Below are 13576 nucleotides of genomic sequence, written 5' to 3'. Positions count from 1 at the left end.
CGCCTGCGGCGGTCAGCGTCTTACAGCTGGCCGTTGCGCAGGTAGTCGAACAGTTCGGCGTCGCTGTTCAAGCCCAGCTTCAACATCGCATCGCCCTTCTGCCGGCTGATCGTGCTGGCACTGCGATGGAGCATGTTGGCGATCTCTTTCACGGTCATGCCTTTGCCCAGCAGGCGCAGCACTTCCACCTCGCGCGGCGACAAAGGGCGACTCTCGCCTTCCACCATGGCATTGCTGCCGGTCATCTCCACGCGTTCCTTCAACGAGTGACTGATGTAAGGCAGGCCGCGGTGAACCGTGCGGATGGCGACCGGCAGTTCGTCCATCGACGACCCTTTATCGACCAGTCCCAGCACGCCGGCGTCGCGCACCATGCGCAGGATCGCCAGGTTGCTGGATACACTCAGCATCAGCACCGGCAGCTGCGGATAACGCCTGCGGATCATGCTGATCATGGCGAAGCCATCGGGCACGCTGCTGTCGGGCATCGAGTAGTCGGTGACCAGTACGTCGCAGGACAGGTTCGACAGATGGGTCAGCAGATCCTGGGCGGTGGCCGCTTCGGCGATGACGTCACCGACGCCGCTGTCATGGATGACCGAGCGGGCGCCGATCCGTACTACCGGATGGTCGTCAGCGATGATGATGCGAAGCGTCATGCTCTAGTATGGCCCCGGGTGTCATGGGTTGGGTGGAAAGCAGGCATCGACGATATCCCTATTTCATGGAGAACGAACCTGGTGCGGACGATCCTGGCTCACGGCAGGCGGTGGGGAATGGGCATCGTCCTGTCACTGCTGACGGCGTCGGCGTGGTCCGTCCCGCGTTCGCCGGATAGCGATACCCAGGCATGGATCGCAGCGCATCCCCAGCTTTCGGTGGGGGTCTACGACAGCGGTTGGCCTCCGCTGGAGTATGTGGAGGGCGCGCAGGTACGTGGCCTTGCACCGGATGTGCTGGCCTCCTTGGCTGCGGGGCTGGGGGTGACGTTGCATTACCGCCATTATCCCAGCTGGGCGCAGGTCCTGGAGGCGGCCTGCCGCGGTGAGATCGACATTGTGATGAACGTCGCACCGAGCAGTGACCCGGCGCGTTGTCTGGCCTACACCGGTGCCTATGCGGACGCACCATTGGCCGTGGTGGGACGTCCCGGTGATCTGCGTGCATCCGACGACCCGGATCTGTCCGGTCTGCGCGTGGTCAGCGAGCAGGGCTTCCTGACCCAGGAAAAGATCCGCTCACGGTTTCCCCGCGCGCGCCTGATGGCAGTGCCGACCACCCTGGATGCGCTGCGGAAAGTAGCGCAGGACCAGGCCGATGTGTTCATCGGCAACGCCTACGTCGCCGGTCATCTCATCCAGGCGCATGGGTTGGACAACGTCGCCCTGCTGCGGCCCAGTGATCTGCCGGTGGAGTCGCTGCACTTCGGCGTGCCGCTGTCGAAAGCCCCGCTGGTGGAAGCGCTGGACCAGGCGATGGGCCGCCAGCCCGCCTCCCTGCGCGCCGAGCGCGCGGCCCGCTGGCTGCGCGTGCCGGTATGGTCCGATCCGGCAAGGCAGGCACTCAACCAGGCCGAGCGGCGCGCGCTGTCCACGCCGCTGCGACTGGGCTTTGCGCCGAATGCCGCGCCGTTGTCGTACGCCGATGGCAGCGGCGCGCCCAGCGGGCTGGCCAGCGAGTACCTGCAGCGGCTGCGCCAGGCCGGTGCCACGCTGGACGTGGAGGGCAGCCATGACTGGTTCGACCTGCGCGAGAAGATGCGCCGCGGCCGCCTCGACGCGGTGATGGGGGTGCCCACCGATTCGCACTACCTCGGCACCGACTGGGTGTTCAGCCAGCCCTTCATCAGCGTGCCGAACGTGATCGTTACCGGACCCGGCAGCGACACCGTGCTGCAGATGAGCGATCTCGCCGGCAAGCGCGTGCTGCTGTCCGATCCCGAACGCCTGCGTGCGCAGGTACTGCAGCAGGCACCGCAGGCCCGCATCCTGGCCGCGCGCAGCGCCGAGCAGGCACTGCAGCGGCTGCTGGATGGTGAAGCGCAGGCGTACATCGGCAACCTGGCCATCGTCGATCGCCTGCTGCGTGAGCGTTTCCCTGGCCAGCTGCAGGTGGCCGCGCCCGCAGGTTTCGACGATCACCTTTCGCTGGCGGTGAAACGCGAGTACGCCCCCTTGGCGACGCGCTTCGATCGCCTGTTGCAGCAGATGGGCCCGCGTGAACGCGAAGCGCTGCGCAACGGTTGGCTGGCCGTGGAATACCGCAGTGGGACCGACTGGCGCACCGCAGCCCGTTGGGCGGTACCGATCGTGCTGGTGCTGCTGACGGCGTTGCTGGTGCATGCGCTCGGCTACTGGCGGCTGCGGCGCGAAGTCGCCGGCCGACGTGCATTGGAACAGCGCTTGGCCGATGTCACCCGCAACCTGCCGGCCATCGTCTACCAGATGCGCCGCACCGCCGATGGTACGTTGGGATTTCCGTACGTGGCCGGCGACATGCAGGCCTTGTTCGGCATCCAGCAGGAGGTGGCGATGGCGTCGGCCGCGGCGCTGCTGGACTGCATCGACGCACGCGACCGGCCGCAGGTGGAGGCAGCGATCGCCCACGCGGCGCGCGATTTCCTGCCGTTGTCGCTGGAGTTCCGCACCACCGCCGAGCCCTCGCGGTGGGTGCGCAGCCAGGCGCAGCCGTATGCCACCGATGCCGGTACGGTGACGTGGAGCGGATACTGGGTGGATATCACCGATGCCCACCGCCAGGCCGACGCACTGGCCCAGGCCAACGCCGCCGCCGAGCAGGCGGCCGATGCCAAGGCGCGTTTCCTGGCGACGATGAGCCATGAGATCCGCACGCCGATGAGCGGCGTGCTGGGCATGCTGGAGATCCTGGCTCATTCGCCGCTGCAGCCGCAGCAGCGCATCCACCTGGCCGAGGCCGAGCAGGCCGCGCAGTCACTTCGGCGCATGCTCGATGACATCCTGGATTACGCCAAGATCGATGCCGGCGCGCTGCGCCTGGATCCCTTGCCGTTGCCGTTGCAGCCTCTGCTGGAATCGCTGCAGCGGCAGTTCGATGAAGCGGCGACCCGCAAAGGGCTGGCACTTCGGCTGGACATCGACTCGCGCCTGGCCACCGCCCATGAGGTGGACGGCCTGCGGCTGCGTCAGGTGCTGGGCAACCTGCTTGCCAATGCGATCCGGTTCACCGACACCGGCACGGTGCTGCTGCGGGTGGAGGTGCTGGAAGGCAGTTCGCCCAGCCTGCAGGACCTGCGCCTGCAGGTGATCGATACCGGTGTGGGGATGGACCAAGGTCAGGTGCAGGGTGTGTTCCAGCCGTTCGCTGCGGGGGACGTGCCGGTCACGCGTGACGTGGGCGGGACGGGGCTGGGACTGACGCTGTGCCAGCGCCTGGTGCAGCTGATGGGCGGCCGCCTGCTGGTGCACAGCACCCTGGGCAGCGGTACCGAGGTGGATGTGATGCTGCAGCTGCCGGTGGCCAGTGACGACGACATCGCCGCCGCGCTGCCGGGCCCGGGCAGCGTGCCGCCGTTGCCTGCCAACCTGCAACAGGCCCGCGTGCTGGTAGTTGAAGATCACCCTACCGCGCAGGCCATGATGGCGTGGCGGCTGGAGCAGCTGGGCGTGGCCCATGCCGTTGCCAGTGACGGACGGGAGGCCCTGCAGATGCTGGCTGCTTCCGCACAGGGTGAAGCATTCGACCTGGTGATCACGGACTGCCGCATGCCGGTGATGGATGGCTACGCGTTCACCCGCCTGCTGCGCGAGCGCGAGCAGCGTCAGGGCGGGGCGCGCCTGCCGGTGGTGGCGCTGACCGCCAGCCTGCTGGAGCAGGACCTGCGCCGCTGTCGCGAAGCGGGCATGGATGAAGTGCTGACCAAGCCGCTGTCACTGGCCCACCTGCGCGAGTGCCTGCTGCGCTGGCTGCACCCCACCGACCCGCCCCCGGTAGAGCCGACCGGGTAGTGCCGACCAGGTAGTGCCGACTTCAGTCGGCACCGTAGACCGTCAGCCGACTGAAGTCGGCTCTACCAAGCGGCACCATGGATCCGCAGCGGACCGGGTAGTGCCGACTTCAGTCGGCACAGTAGACCAGCAGCCGACTGAAGTCGGCTCTACCAAGCGGCACCGTGGATCCGCAGCCGATCGGGTAGTGCCGACTTCAGTCGGCACCGTGGACCAGCAGCCGACTGAAGTCGGCTCTACCGAGGGCGACTCCGGACCAGCATCCGACGCACGTCGGCTCAACCGGTTGACGTAGCACGCGGCGGGGTCACTGCGCGTTGTGCTGCAGGTACTCGATCACCAGCCGGCGGCGTTCGGGATCGGGGAACGCGTTGTACATGCGCGTACCGGGTACGCGGGTACTGGGCGAGCGCAGGAATGCGTCGAGGGTTTCGGCGCTCCACACAATGTCAGCCGCCCGCATGCCATCGGAATACGCGTAGTCCGGCAGGCTGCCGGCGCGTCGGCCGAGTACGCCGTGCAGGTTCGGTCCGTAGCGATGGATGCCGCCCGCCTGCACCGTATGGCAGCCCGCACACAGCGCAAAGGCGCGTTCGCGCTCCAGCGCCGCGGCCTGTGCAGGATCCTGCGGAACCGGCGCGCCGCACGCGGCAAGGGACAGCAGCAAGGGGACGAGGAAGACGGTGCGCATGGCGGAATGCGGGTAGGTCCCCTCGCGGGGACCCAGACCCGGTCTGCATCACATGCCGGAATAGTTGGGGCCACCGCCGCCCTGCGGTGTCACCCATACGATGTTCTGGGTGGGGTCCTTGATGTCGCAGGTCTTGCAGTGCACGCAGTTCTGCGCGTTGATCTGCAGCCGCTCCTGGCCCTGCGCGCCGACGAACTCATAGACGCCGGCCGGGCAGTAACGTGCTTCCGGCCCTGCGTATTCGGCCAGGTTCACCTGCACCGGAATGCTCGGATCCTTCAGCGTCAGATGGCTCGGCTGATCTTCCTCGTGGTTGGTACTGCTGAGGAACACCGAGCTGAGACGGTCGAAGGTGAGCACGCCATCGGGCTTCGGGTAATCGATCCGGGTGTGCTGAGCGGCAGGTTCCAGGCAGGCGTGGTCCGGCGTGCTGTGGCGCAGCGTCCATGGCGCGTTGCGGATGCCCAGCTTGGGCAGCAGCCATTGTTCGATGCCGGTCATCAAGGTGGCCACGGTCTGGCCCTTCTTGAACCACTGTTTGAAGTTCTTCGACTGCTGCAGTTCGGCGTGCAGCCAGCTCGATTCGAAGGCCTGCGGATAGGCAGTCAGTTCATCGTGCTGGCGACCCGCGGCAAGCGCGTCGAAGGCGGCATCCGCGGCCAGCATGCCGGTCTTCAGCGCGGCGTGGCTACCCTTGATGCGGCTGGCGTTGAGATACCCGGCCTCGCAGCCGACCAGCACACCGCCGGGGAACACGGTCTTCGGCAGCGACAGCAGGCCACCGGCGGTGATCGCGCGGGCGCCGTAGCCGATGCGCTTGCCACCTTCCAGGTGCTTGCGGATGGCCGGGTGGGTCTTGAAGCGCTGGAACTCTTCGAAGGGGCTCAGCCAGGGGTTCTTGTAATCCAGGCCGACCACGTAGCCGATGGAGACCTTGCCGCCCTCGGCGTGATACAGGAAGGCGCCACCGTAGGTGTTGCCATCCAGTGGCCAGCCGGCGGCATGCACCACCAGCCCGGGCTCATGCTTGGCCGGATCGATCTGCCACAGCTCCTTGATGCCCAGGCCGTAGGCCTGCGGGTCCTTGCCCTGGTCCAGCTGGTAGCGGGCGATCAGCTGGCGGCCCAGATGGCCGCGCGACCCCTCGGCAAAAACCGTGTACTTGGCATGCAGGGCCATGCCGCGTTCGAAGTTCGGACCCCGGCTGCCATCCTTCTCGATGCCCATGTCACCGGTTGCCACGCCGATCACTTCACCGGCATCGCCGTACAGGACCTCGGCCGCGGCAAAGCCGGGGAAAATGGCCACTTCCAGCGCTTCGGCCTGCTGCGCCAGCCAGCGGCCCACTTCGCCCAGGCTGACGATGTAATTGCCTTCGTTGTGGAAACATTCCGGCAGCAACGGCTTGGGTGTGGTGCGGGCACCGGTTTCGCTGAGGAACAGGAACTCGTCGCGGGTGACTTTCTGCTTCAACGGCGCGCCGCGCTCGGCCCAGTCGGGGAACAGCTCGGACAGCGCGCGCGGATCCATCACCGCGCCGGAGAGCAGGTGCGCGCCGGGCTCGGATCCTTTCTCCAGGACGCAGACGGACAATTCGCTGCCGGCTTCGATGGCACGCTGGCGCAGGCGGATGGCGGTGGCCAATCCCGCCGGTCCGGCGCCGACGATCACGACGTCGAATTCCATTACTTCGCGGGCGGGCAGTTCGATGGCTTCAGCGCTCATGGATAACCTGACTCTTGGGTAGGCCGCCCTCCAACACGGGGCGACGGTTGCCTGGAAAACGCGCGTGCTGCCACGGCGAAACGGGTGTTTGAATCCATCAGGTTAACGGTAGTGGCGGCTGTCGGCCAGCCGGGCGCGTCGGCGTGGGAATGCTGCAGCGCAATAGATTGAGCGGGCTGACAGGGCCACGCCGCGCAGTACCACGGGATAGGCCGCATGGCTCGATTTGTCATACCTGATCGTTTGTACAGAAGCCCAGACGTTTTGAGCACAGCATCGCCCCTCGCGACAGCGTTCCTTCCTAGGCTGGTCATGTCCAGTGGGATTAGGGGGACGTGCGATGGCTCAGGAGCTCTTTGTCCGCGATGTATCGCCGTCGTATGCGCTGCACATCGCCTCGCCCCTCCTCGCGGCAGCAGATACCCCGGCGGACTGCCGTCGGGTATCGGTGTACGCCGTGCTGGCGTGTCTGCTGCTGCGCCTGCATGACCGACTGCGGTGTGGAACCGCATCGCAGATGCCCTACACGTGCCTGCGTTTCTCCACGCAACGCTTGCCCTCGGAGAAGTTTGTCGAGCTGGATCGGCAGTTGGCTGGCCAGCAGGCAGGCCTGAACGCATTGACGGTGGCGGAATATCTGCAGGCGCGTGCCGGCTTCAGCCCGGCAGGTCGTGATCCGCAGGTGGCACGCCGCGCGCGCGCTTCCTGGCGCAGCAAACTGGTGCAGGCCCGTAGCGAAGCACTGACGCATGCGGGGTGCGGGGAAGCTGACGCGACCGCGCAGGCGCTGTCCCACGCAGACAAGCAGATGCGCTCGCTGCATGCCCTGCACAATCCTGATCGTATCGCCGGTGGCCATGATGTCATCGCAGACTTTGGCGATGGCCAGGTGAACTCGACCATTGGACGGCAGTGGAACCTGATGCGGGGTGGGTTGCCCTCCCGTGTACAGCAACTGGACGCGGCGGCATCGTCCGTGCCGGAAGCCATCCGGGCCGAGACGCACATGAATGGCAGGCTGGTGCGTGACACGTGATAACGAGCAGAATGCAGCCTGCTCCCATGACGCTGCCGGTGTGCTCGATGAGTCTTGATCCGTGTGATCTGTTCGATGTCCGTTCCCTGCTGAGTGAGCAGGAGCGCGCCGTGCAGGATGCCGTGGCACGCTTCGTCGACCAGCGCGTGCTGACGATCATCGGTGACTGCTTCGATGCGGCACGATTCCCGATCGAGCTGGTGCCGGAGATCGCGGGCCTCGGCCTGCTCGGTGCGACCCTGCCGACGGAGCTGGGCGGCGGCGGCCTGGATGCGGTGGCCTATGGGCTCATCTGCCAGGAGCTGGAGCGTGGCGACTCGGGGCTGCGCAGCTTCGTGTCGGTGCAGAGTTCGCTGTGCATGTATCCGATCTTCGCCTACGGCAGTGAGGCGCAGCGTCAGCGCTGGCTGCCGGCGATGGCGCGCGCTGAGCTGATCGGATGCTTCGGACTGACCGAGGCCCACGGCGGATCGGACCCTTCCAGCATGAAGACCCGTGCGGTTCGTGATGGAGACGACTGGCGCCTGACGGGAAGCAAGATGTGGATCACCAACGCGCCGATCGCGGATCTGGCGATCGTGTGGGCGCAGACCGACGAAGGCGTGCAGGGCTTCGTGCTGGAGAAGGGCATGCCCGGGTTCAGCGTGCAGGAGATCCTGCGCAAGATGAGCCTGCGTGCCTCATCGACCGGTGCGCTGTTCTTCGATGATGTGCGGGTGCCGGACGGCAACCGCTTGGCTGGGGTAAAGGGGTTGAAGGGACCGCTGGGCTGCCTGAACCAGGCGCGCTACGGCATCAGCTGGGGGCCGATCGGCGCAGCCATCGCATGCCTGCGCGAAGCCATCGCCTACGCCAAGGAGCGCGAGCTGTTCGGGCGCCCGTTGGCGGCTACCCAGAGTGCACAGATCAAGCTGGCGGAGATGGCGCGGCGGATCACCACCGCCCAGCTGCTGGCGCTGCAGCTGGGTCGCCTGAAAGAAGCGGGCGTCGTGCAGCCGCAGCAGGTCAGCCTGGCCAAGTGGAACAATTGCCGCATGGCGATCGACATCGCCCGCGAGTGCCGCGACCTGCTGGGCGCCGCAGGCATCACCACCGAGCACGCCGCCATCCGCCACGCCTTGAACCTGGAGTCGGTGATCACCTACGAAGGCACCGAAACCGTGCACCAACTGGTGATAGGCCGCGAACTGACCGGGTTCAACGCGTTCTGAGCATCAGCCGCGCTGTTTCGCGCGCGCCCGACGCGTCAACGACGCCTGCGGTAGCGCCGACCCATGGTCGGCGGAATGCTCCCGCCAACGGCCCGCTGCGCCCGCCGACCACGGGTCGGCGCTACCGCTTTTCTTCTTTTTTTCATTACGCGGCGGGCGGCCACGGAACCCGTCAGGGGGCCGGGCGGTGCGGCTGGGCGGGGGCGTTGAGCGCCACGGATGGCACGAAACGAGGCACGCAGGAGCGGCTTTTGCCGTCCCCCGCCCCGCCCCACCGCCCGGCCCCAAGCACGTAATCCGCTTTTCGCAGCAGCCCACCGCGAGGGGGTCTCACCCGTTCGACCAACCTCACACCCCGCCGGCAAACCCGTGCTGCCGCCACGCCTCGTACATCACCACCGCCACCGTGTTGGACAGGTTGAGGCTGCGGTTGTCCGGGCGCATGGGAAGGCGCAGGCGCTGGCCGTCCGGTAGCGCATCCAGAATGTCCTGCGGCAGGCCGCGGCTCTCCGGACCGAACAGGAACGCATCCCCATCGGCGAAGGGCACGCTGTCGAAACGCACGCTTGCACGCGTGCTCAGGGCAAACAGGCGCTTCGGGGCGATGCGCGCGAGGGCGGTGTCCAGATCCGGATGGACCTGCAGCCGCGAATACTCGTGGTAGTCCAGGCCGGCGCGCTTGAGCTGCTTGTCATCCAGTGCGAAACCCAAGGGCTCGACCAGGTGCAGCTGCGCGCCGGTGTTGGCGCAAAGACGGATGATGTTGCCCGTGTTGGGCGGTATTTCAGGCTGGAACAGCACGACGTGGAACGTTGGGACCTGGCTCATCGACGCAGTGTAATGCGCGGCGCGGAACTTCGCGGCTGGCCGGGTCCTCTCGGGTCAAGGGAGCCCGGCTTTCAGGGGATCAACAACCGGTGAGGCGCAGCGACAGCCATCATGGGTGAACTCACGGACGTACCAGCACCATCGCGGTTTCCATCGCCAGCGCCTGCAGCTCGCTCTGGCTCGGGCGCACCTGCACGACCGGCAGGTTGACGATCACGTTGTTGGCAAACGCGGTGGCTGCCGTGGCCAGGGCGACGGTGTAACGCTCGGCCTGCAACTCGGCGGCCAAGGCGACCTTCTGTTCCAGGCTGGGGCGCACTTCGACGGCAGCCAGCGTGGTGATCGGCGCGGCGACCGCTGCGGCCAGCACGACGACATTCTGTTCGCCCAGCTGGTCAGCACTGGGGCGCACCTGCACGGCAGCGAGCGTCGGGATGGTGCTGCTGCGTTCCCATGCCTGCTGGGCCAGCTGCTCCGTGTCGGGGCGAACCTGCACGGCCTGCAGGGTCGCGATGGAGGGAGCAGCCTGCACCGGAGAAACAACAGCCGTACCGGCGATCAGGGAGATGGCGATGGCGAGGATCTTGGTGTTCATGGCGGGGCCTGTTTAGTGTGTGTGGGCGGTGGTGTGGTAGTAAGGTAGTACACCAAAACTGGGCTTGCAAGAACAATCGGGGTTTTTCTACTTGCGTTCAGCGTTCAGTCAGGTTGAGTTTGATCGCTGGTTTGGTGCAGGTAAGGCACAGCAATCGCCGTGCCATGTTTTAGTTGTTCAAGTTCAATGGCTTGGCGAGTGGCTGTGCTGTCCGCCGTCCGGACACCTGTCCGCTGGTAGAGCGGACTTCAGTCCGCTTGCCCTGGACGGCAGCCGACTGAAGTCGGCTCTACCGATTGCCTCTACCCCACACCGCAGCCGACTGAAGTCGGCTCTACCAATCGGCTCTACCTAAGCCGCAGCGGAACGTGACGCCTGGCCGATGCCGGGGTAGCGCCCAACGCGCTAGCATCGGCCCTCACTCAGATGACCAAGGATCCGGAATGACATCCCGACTGCGCCCGCGCACTGCACTGCTTGCTGTCGCTCTCACCACAGCGCTCGGTGGGCTGGCGCCCGCCCCGCTGTTCGCCAAGCCGGCTGCGGTGGCCAAGGTCGACATTCCGTTCGAGCAGTTCACCCTGCCCAATGGCCTGCGCGTGGTGGTGCATACCGACCGCAAGGCGCCGATCGTCGCGGTCAACGTCTGGTATCACGTGGGCAGCAAGGACGAGCCGGTAGGCCGCACGGGCTTCGCCCACCTGTTTGAACATCTGATGTTCCAGCGCAGCGAAAACCACGACGGCGAGTACTTCGAGCCCTTCAAGCAGGTCGGTGCCACCGGCCAGAACGGCACGACCAATACCGACCGCACCAACTATTTCGAGAACGTGCCCACAACGGCGCTGGATATGGCGCTGTGGATGGAATCGGACCGCATGGGTCACCTGCTGGGGGCCATCGACCAGGCCGCACTGGATGAACAGCGTGGCGTGGTGCAGAACGAAAAGCGCCAGGGCGAGAACCAGCCTTATGGACAGGTGTGGACGCAGCTCAACCGCGCGCTCTATCCGAAGGGGCACCCGTACCACCACAGCGTCATCGGATCGATGAACGATCTCAACGCCGCCTCGCTGGATGACGTAAAGAACTGGTTCCGCACCTGGTACGGCCCGAACAATGCGGTGCTGGTGCTGGCCGGTGACATCGATCTGGCGACCGCCAAAGAGAAGGTGGCCAAGTACTTCGGCAGCATCCCGGCCGGCCCGACGATGGCCCAGCCGCAGGTGGACGTCGCCGTGCGTCCTGCCGATACCCGCGAGACCATGACCGACAAAGTGCCGCAGGTACGGATCTACCGCGCCTGGAACGTCGCCGAAGTCGGTACCGCCGACGTCGACCAGCTGCAGCTGCTCGGTCAGGTGCTGGGCGGTGCGAAATCATCGCGTCTGGCCAAGCGCCTGGAGCACGAAGAGAAGCTGGTGGACAACATCAGCGCCGGCGCGTACGCCTCGCAGCTGGGCTCGAACTTCATGGTCATGGCGACGGTGAAGCAGGGCGTGGACCCGGCCAAGGTCGAGGCGATCATCGACGAAGAGATCGACCGTCTGGTGGCCGAGGGTCCCAGCGCTGAAGAGCTGAGCCGCGCCAAGACCGCATTCCGCGCCAGCTTCATCCGCGGCATCGAGCGCATCGGGGGCTTCGGTGGCAAGGCGGACGCCCTGGCCGAATGCACGGTCTACACCGGCGACCCCGGCTGCTTCCGCGACTCGCTGAAGAACATCGACGGCGCCACGGTCGCGCAGCTGCGCACCGTCGGTGGCAAGTGGCTGGGCAAAGGCAGCCACACGCTGATCGTCGAGCCCGGCGATCGCGTGGTGCTGGAAGAAGACGCCTCGCAGAGCCCCAAGCCGTTCGAGCTGCCGGCCGCGGATGCCAAGTACAGCACGCTGCCCGCGCAGGTCGATCGCAGTGCGGGCGTACCGCAGACCAAGACGTTCCCGGAGCTCAAGTTCCCGGCCCTGCAGCGCGCTACGTTGAAGAACGGCACGCGGGTCATCCTCGCCGAGCGCCATGAAATCCCCGTCGTGCAGTTCAGCTACCAGTTCCCGGGTGGATTCAGTGCCGACCAGGACCGCAAGCCGGGCACCGCCAACTTCGCCATGGGCCTGATGAGCGAGGGAGCCGGCAAGCTGGGTTCGCTGGCGTTCTCCGATGCCGCTGATGCACTCGGTGCGGATCTGGGCGCATCCGCCGGGTTGGACTTCAGCACGGTGGATCTGTCCGCACTGAAGGAAAACCTGGCACCGTCGCTGGGCTTGTATGCCACGCTGCTGCGCCAGCCGCGCTTCGACCAGTCGGAGATCGACCGGGTCAAGGGCAGCTGGATTGCCGGCATCAAGCAGGAAAAGGCCAACCCGACCGCATCGGCGATGCGCGTGCTGCCGCCGCTGCTGTACGGCAAGGGCCACCCGTATGCGATTCCGTTCACCGGTAGCGGTGACGAGGCGGCCATCGCCAGCCTGACCCGCGACGACCTGGTGGACTTCCACCGCGATTGGCTGCGTCCGGAAGAGGGCACGCTGATCGTTGTCGGCGACACCACCCTGAAGGAAATCGTGCCGCTGCTCAACCGTCAGTTGGGTGACTGGAAAGCGGAAGGCCCGGCGCCGAAGGTCAAGGCGGCCGTGGATGTCGCGCTGCCCAGCACCGCCCGTGTGTTCCTGATCGACCAGCCTGGCGCGGTGCAGGCGAACCTGTTCGCCGGTCAGGTCGTGCCGTCGTCGGTGGACCCGGGTTCGATCCGCTTCGATATCGCCAACGGCGTGCTTGGCGGTGACTTCACCTCGCGCTTGAACATGAACCTGCGCGAGGAAAAGCATTGGTCCTACGGCGCGCGCAGCAGTGCCAGCAGCACCGTCGGCCAGCGGCCGTGGATGGCGATGGCGCCGGTACAGATTGACAAGACCGGCCCGGCACTGGCGGAAATGCGCAAGGAGATCGTCGAGTTCGCCAATGGCAGCAAGCCGGCGACCGCCGCTGAAGTGCAGCGCATCCGCAACATCCAGACCCTGAGCCTGCCGGGTGCATATGAGACGGCGAGCTCGGTACTGGGCACGATCGGCAGCATGGTGCAGTTCCAGCGGCCGGACGATTACGTGTTCCAGCGCAAGGCGGAGATCGAATCGCTGACCCCGGCACAGGTGCAGCAGGCCGCCGCGGCGATCAAGCCGGACGCGCTGACATGGGTGGTGGTCGGTGACCTGAAGCAGACCGAGGCGGCCGTGCGCGCGCTGAAGCTGGGCGAGGTCAGCGTGATCGACGCCGATGGCAACCCGGTGAAGCCCGCGAAGTAATGCGACAGGGTGACGACCTTGGTCGTCACCCTGCTTCCGGATGGGAAACGGATCGGACCGGACCGGACCGGATTGGATCGGAACCGGTTGGATCGAAACCGGTTGGATCGAAACGGAACGGATTGGGTTGGATCGGATCGGATCGGATCGGATCGGATCGGTAGCAACTGTGTTGTCAGGCGGAGGCCATCATGGCCTCCGCGTCGCG

General features: G+C 66.3%; 9 protein-coding genes. 4 read left to right on the top strand and 5 right to left on the bottom strand.

Going from position 1 to position 13576, the window contains the following annotated elements:
* Nucleotides 1-20: 20 nt before the first annotated feature.
* Nucleotides 21-659, bottom strand: a complete 639-nt coding sequence (locus IFT58_RS17880) for a response regulator transcription factor (protein WP_192082447.1) — start codon at nucleotides 657-659, stop codon at nucleotides 21-23.
* A gap of 117 nt (nucleotides 660-776) precedes the next feature.
* Here IFT58_RS17880 and IFT58_RS17875 point away from each other — a divergent pair, with 117 nt between their 5' ends.
* Nucleotides 777-3986: a transporter substrate-binding domain-containing protein gene (locus tag IFT58_RS17875; RefSeq protein ID WP_192096393.1), complete on the top strand. Its 3210-nt coding sequence runs from the start codon at nucleotides 777-779 to the stop codon at nucleotides 3984-3986.
* 307 nt (nucleotides 3987-4293) lie between these two features.
* Here IFT58_RS17875 and IFT58_RS17870 read toward each other — a convergent pair whose 3' ends face one another.
* Complete coding sequence (locus IFT58_RS17870; protein WP_192082449.1) at nucleotides 4294-4677, bottom strand: c-type cytochrome; 384 nt, start codon at nucleotides 4675-4677, stop codon at nucleotides 4294-4296.
* 48 nt (nucleotides 4678-4725) lie between these two features.
* Entirely contained in the window at nucleotides 4726-6402 is a 1677-nt protein-coding gene (locus IFT58_RS17865) for an electron transfer flavoprotein-ubiquinone oxidoreductase (protein WP_188325705.1), read from the bottom strand.
* Nucleotides 6403-6742: 340 nt separating this feature from the next.
* Between IFT58_RS17865 and IFT58_RS17860 the strand changes: the two genes are divergently transcribed.
* A complete protein-coding gene (locus tag IFT58_RS17860; RefSeq protein ID WP_192096391.1) occupies nucleotides 6743-7438 on the top strand; it encodes a polymorphic toxin type 15 domain-containing protein in 696 nt (231 codons plus the stop codon).
* A gap of 47 nt (nucleotides 7439-7485) precedes the next feature.
* Nucleotides 7486-8649 (top strand): acyl-CoA dehydrogenase family protein, encoded by a 1164-nt coding sequence (locus IFT58_RS17855; RefSeq protein ID WP_192096389.1) that lies wholly within the window; start codon nucleotides 7486-7488, stop codon nucleotides 8647-8649.
* A gap of 348 nt (nucleotides 8650-8997) precedes the next feature.
* On the opposite strand, the gene IFT58_RS17850 is transcribed toward IFT58_RS17855, so the two are convergent.
* Nucleotides 8998-9477, bottom strand: coding sequence for a tRNA (cytidine(34)-2'-O)-methyltransferase (locus IFT58_RS17850; RefSeq protein WP_192082454.1), 480 nt, complete (start codon nucleotides 9475-9477; stop codon nucleotides 8998-9000).
* A 121-nt stretch (nucleotides 9478-9598) separates the two neighbouring features.
* Nucleotides 9599-10072, bottom strand: a complete 474-nt coding sequence (locus tag IFT58_RS17845; protein ID WP_192096387.1) for a hypothetical protein — start codon at nucleotides 10070-10072, stop codon at nucleotides 9599-9601.
* A 443-nt stretch (nucleotides 10073-10515) separates the two neighbouring features.
* On the opposite strand from IFT58_RS17845, the gene IFT58_RS17840 reads away from it, so the two are divergent.
* A complete protein-coding gene (locus IFT58_RS17840) occupies nucleotides 10516-13368 on the top strand; it encodes a pitrilysin family protein (RefSeq protein ID WP_192096385.1) in 2853 nt (950 codons plus the stop codon).
* The last annotated feature ends 208 nt before the right edge of the window (nucleotides 13369-13576 follow it).

Origin of the sequence: Stenotrophomonas sp. CFBP 13718, assembly GCF_014842145.1 — a bacterium.
Lineage (GTDB): Bacteria > Pseudomonadota > Gammaproteobacteria > Xanthomonadales > Xanthomonadaceae > Stenotrophomonas.
This window is presented reverse-complemented; position numbering and strand designations above follow the sequence as displayed.

What these genes read in the sequence shown, in the direction of transcription:
- IFT58_RS17880 (WP_192082447.1), bottom strand. Translation starts at nt 659, where the DNA reads ATGACGCTTCGCATCATCATCGCTGACGACCATCCGGTAGTACGGATC.
- IFT58_RS17875 (WP_192096393.1), top strand. Translation starts at nt 777, where the DNA reads ATGGGCATCGTCCTGTCACTGCTGACGGCGTCGGCGTGGTCCGTCCCG.
- IFT58_RS17870 (WP_192082449.1), bottom strand. Translation starts at nt 4,677, where the DNA reads ATGCGCACCGTCTTCCTCGTCCCCTTGCTGCTGTCCCTTGCCGCGTGC.
- IFT58_RS17865 (WP_188325705.1), bottom strand. Translation starts at nt 6,402, where the DNA reads ATGAGCGCTGAAGCCATCGAACTGCCCGCCCGCGAAGTAATGGAATTC.
- IFT58_RS17860 (WP_192096391.1), top strand. Translation starts at nt 6,743, where the DNA reads ATGGCTCAGGAGCTCTTTGTCCGCGATGTATCGCCGTCGTATGCGCTG.
- IFT58_RS17855 (WP_192096389.1), top strand. Translation starts at nt 7,486, where the DNA reads ATGAGTCTTGATCCGTGTGATCTGTTCGATGTCCGTTCCCTGCTGAGT.
- IFT58_RS17850 (WP_192082454.1), bottom strand. Translation starts at nt 9,477, where the DNA reads ATGAGCCAGGTCCCAACGTTCCACGTCGTGCTGTTCCAGCCTGAAATA.
- IFT58_RS17845 (WP_192096387.1), bottom strand. Translation starts at nt 10,072, where the DNA reads ATGAACACCAAGATCCTCGCCATCGCCATCTCCCTGATCGCCGGTACG.
- IFT58_RS17840 (WP_192096385.1), top strand. Translation starts at nt 10,516, where the DNA reads ATGACATCCCGACTGCGCCCGCGCACTGCACTGCTTGCTGTCGCTCTC.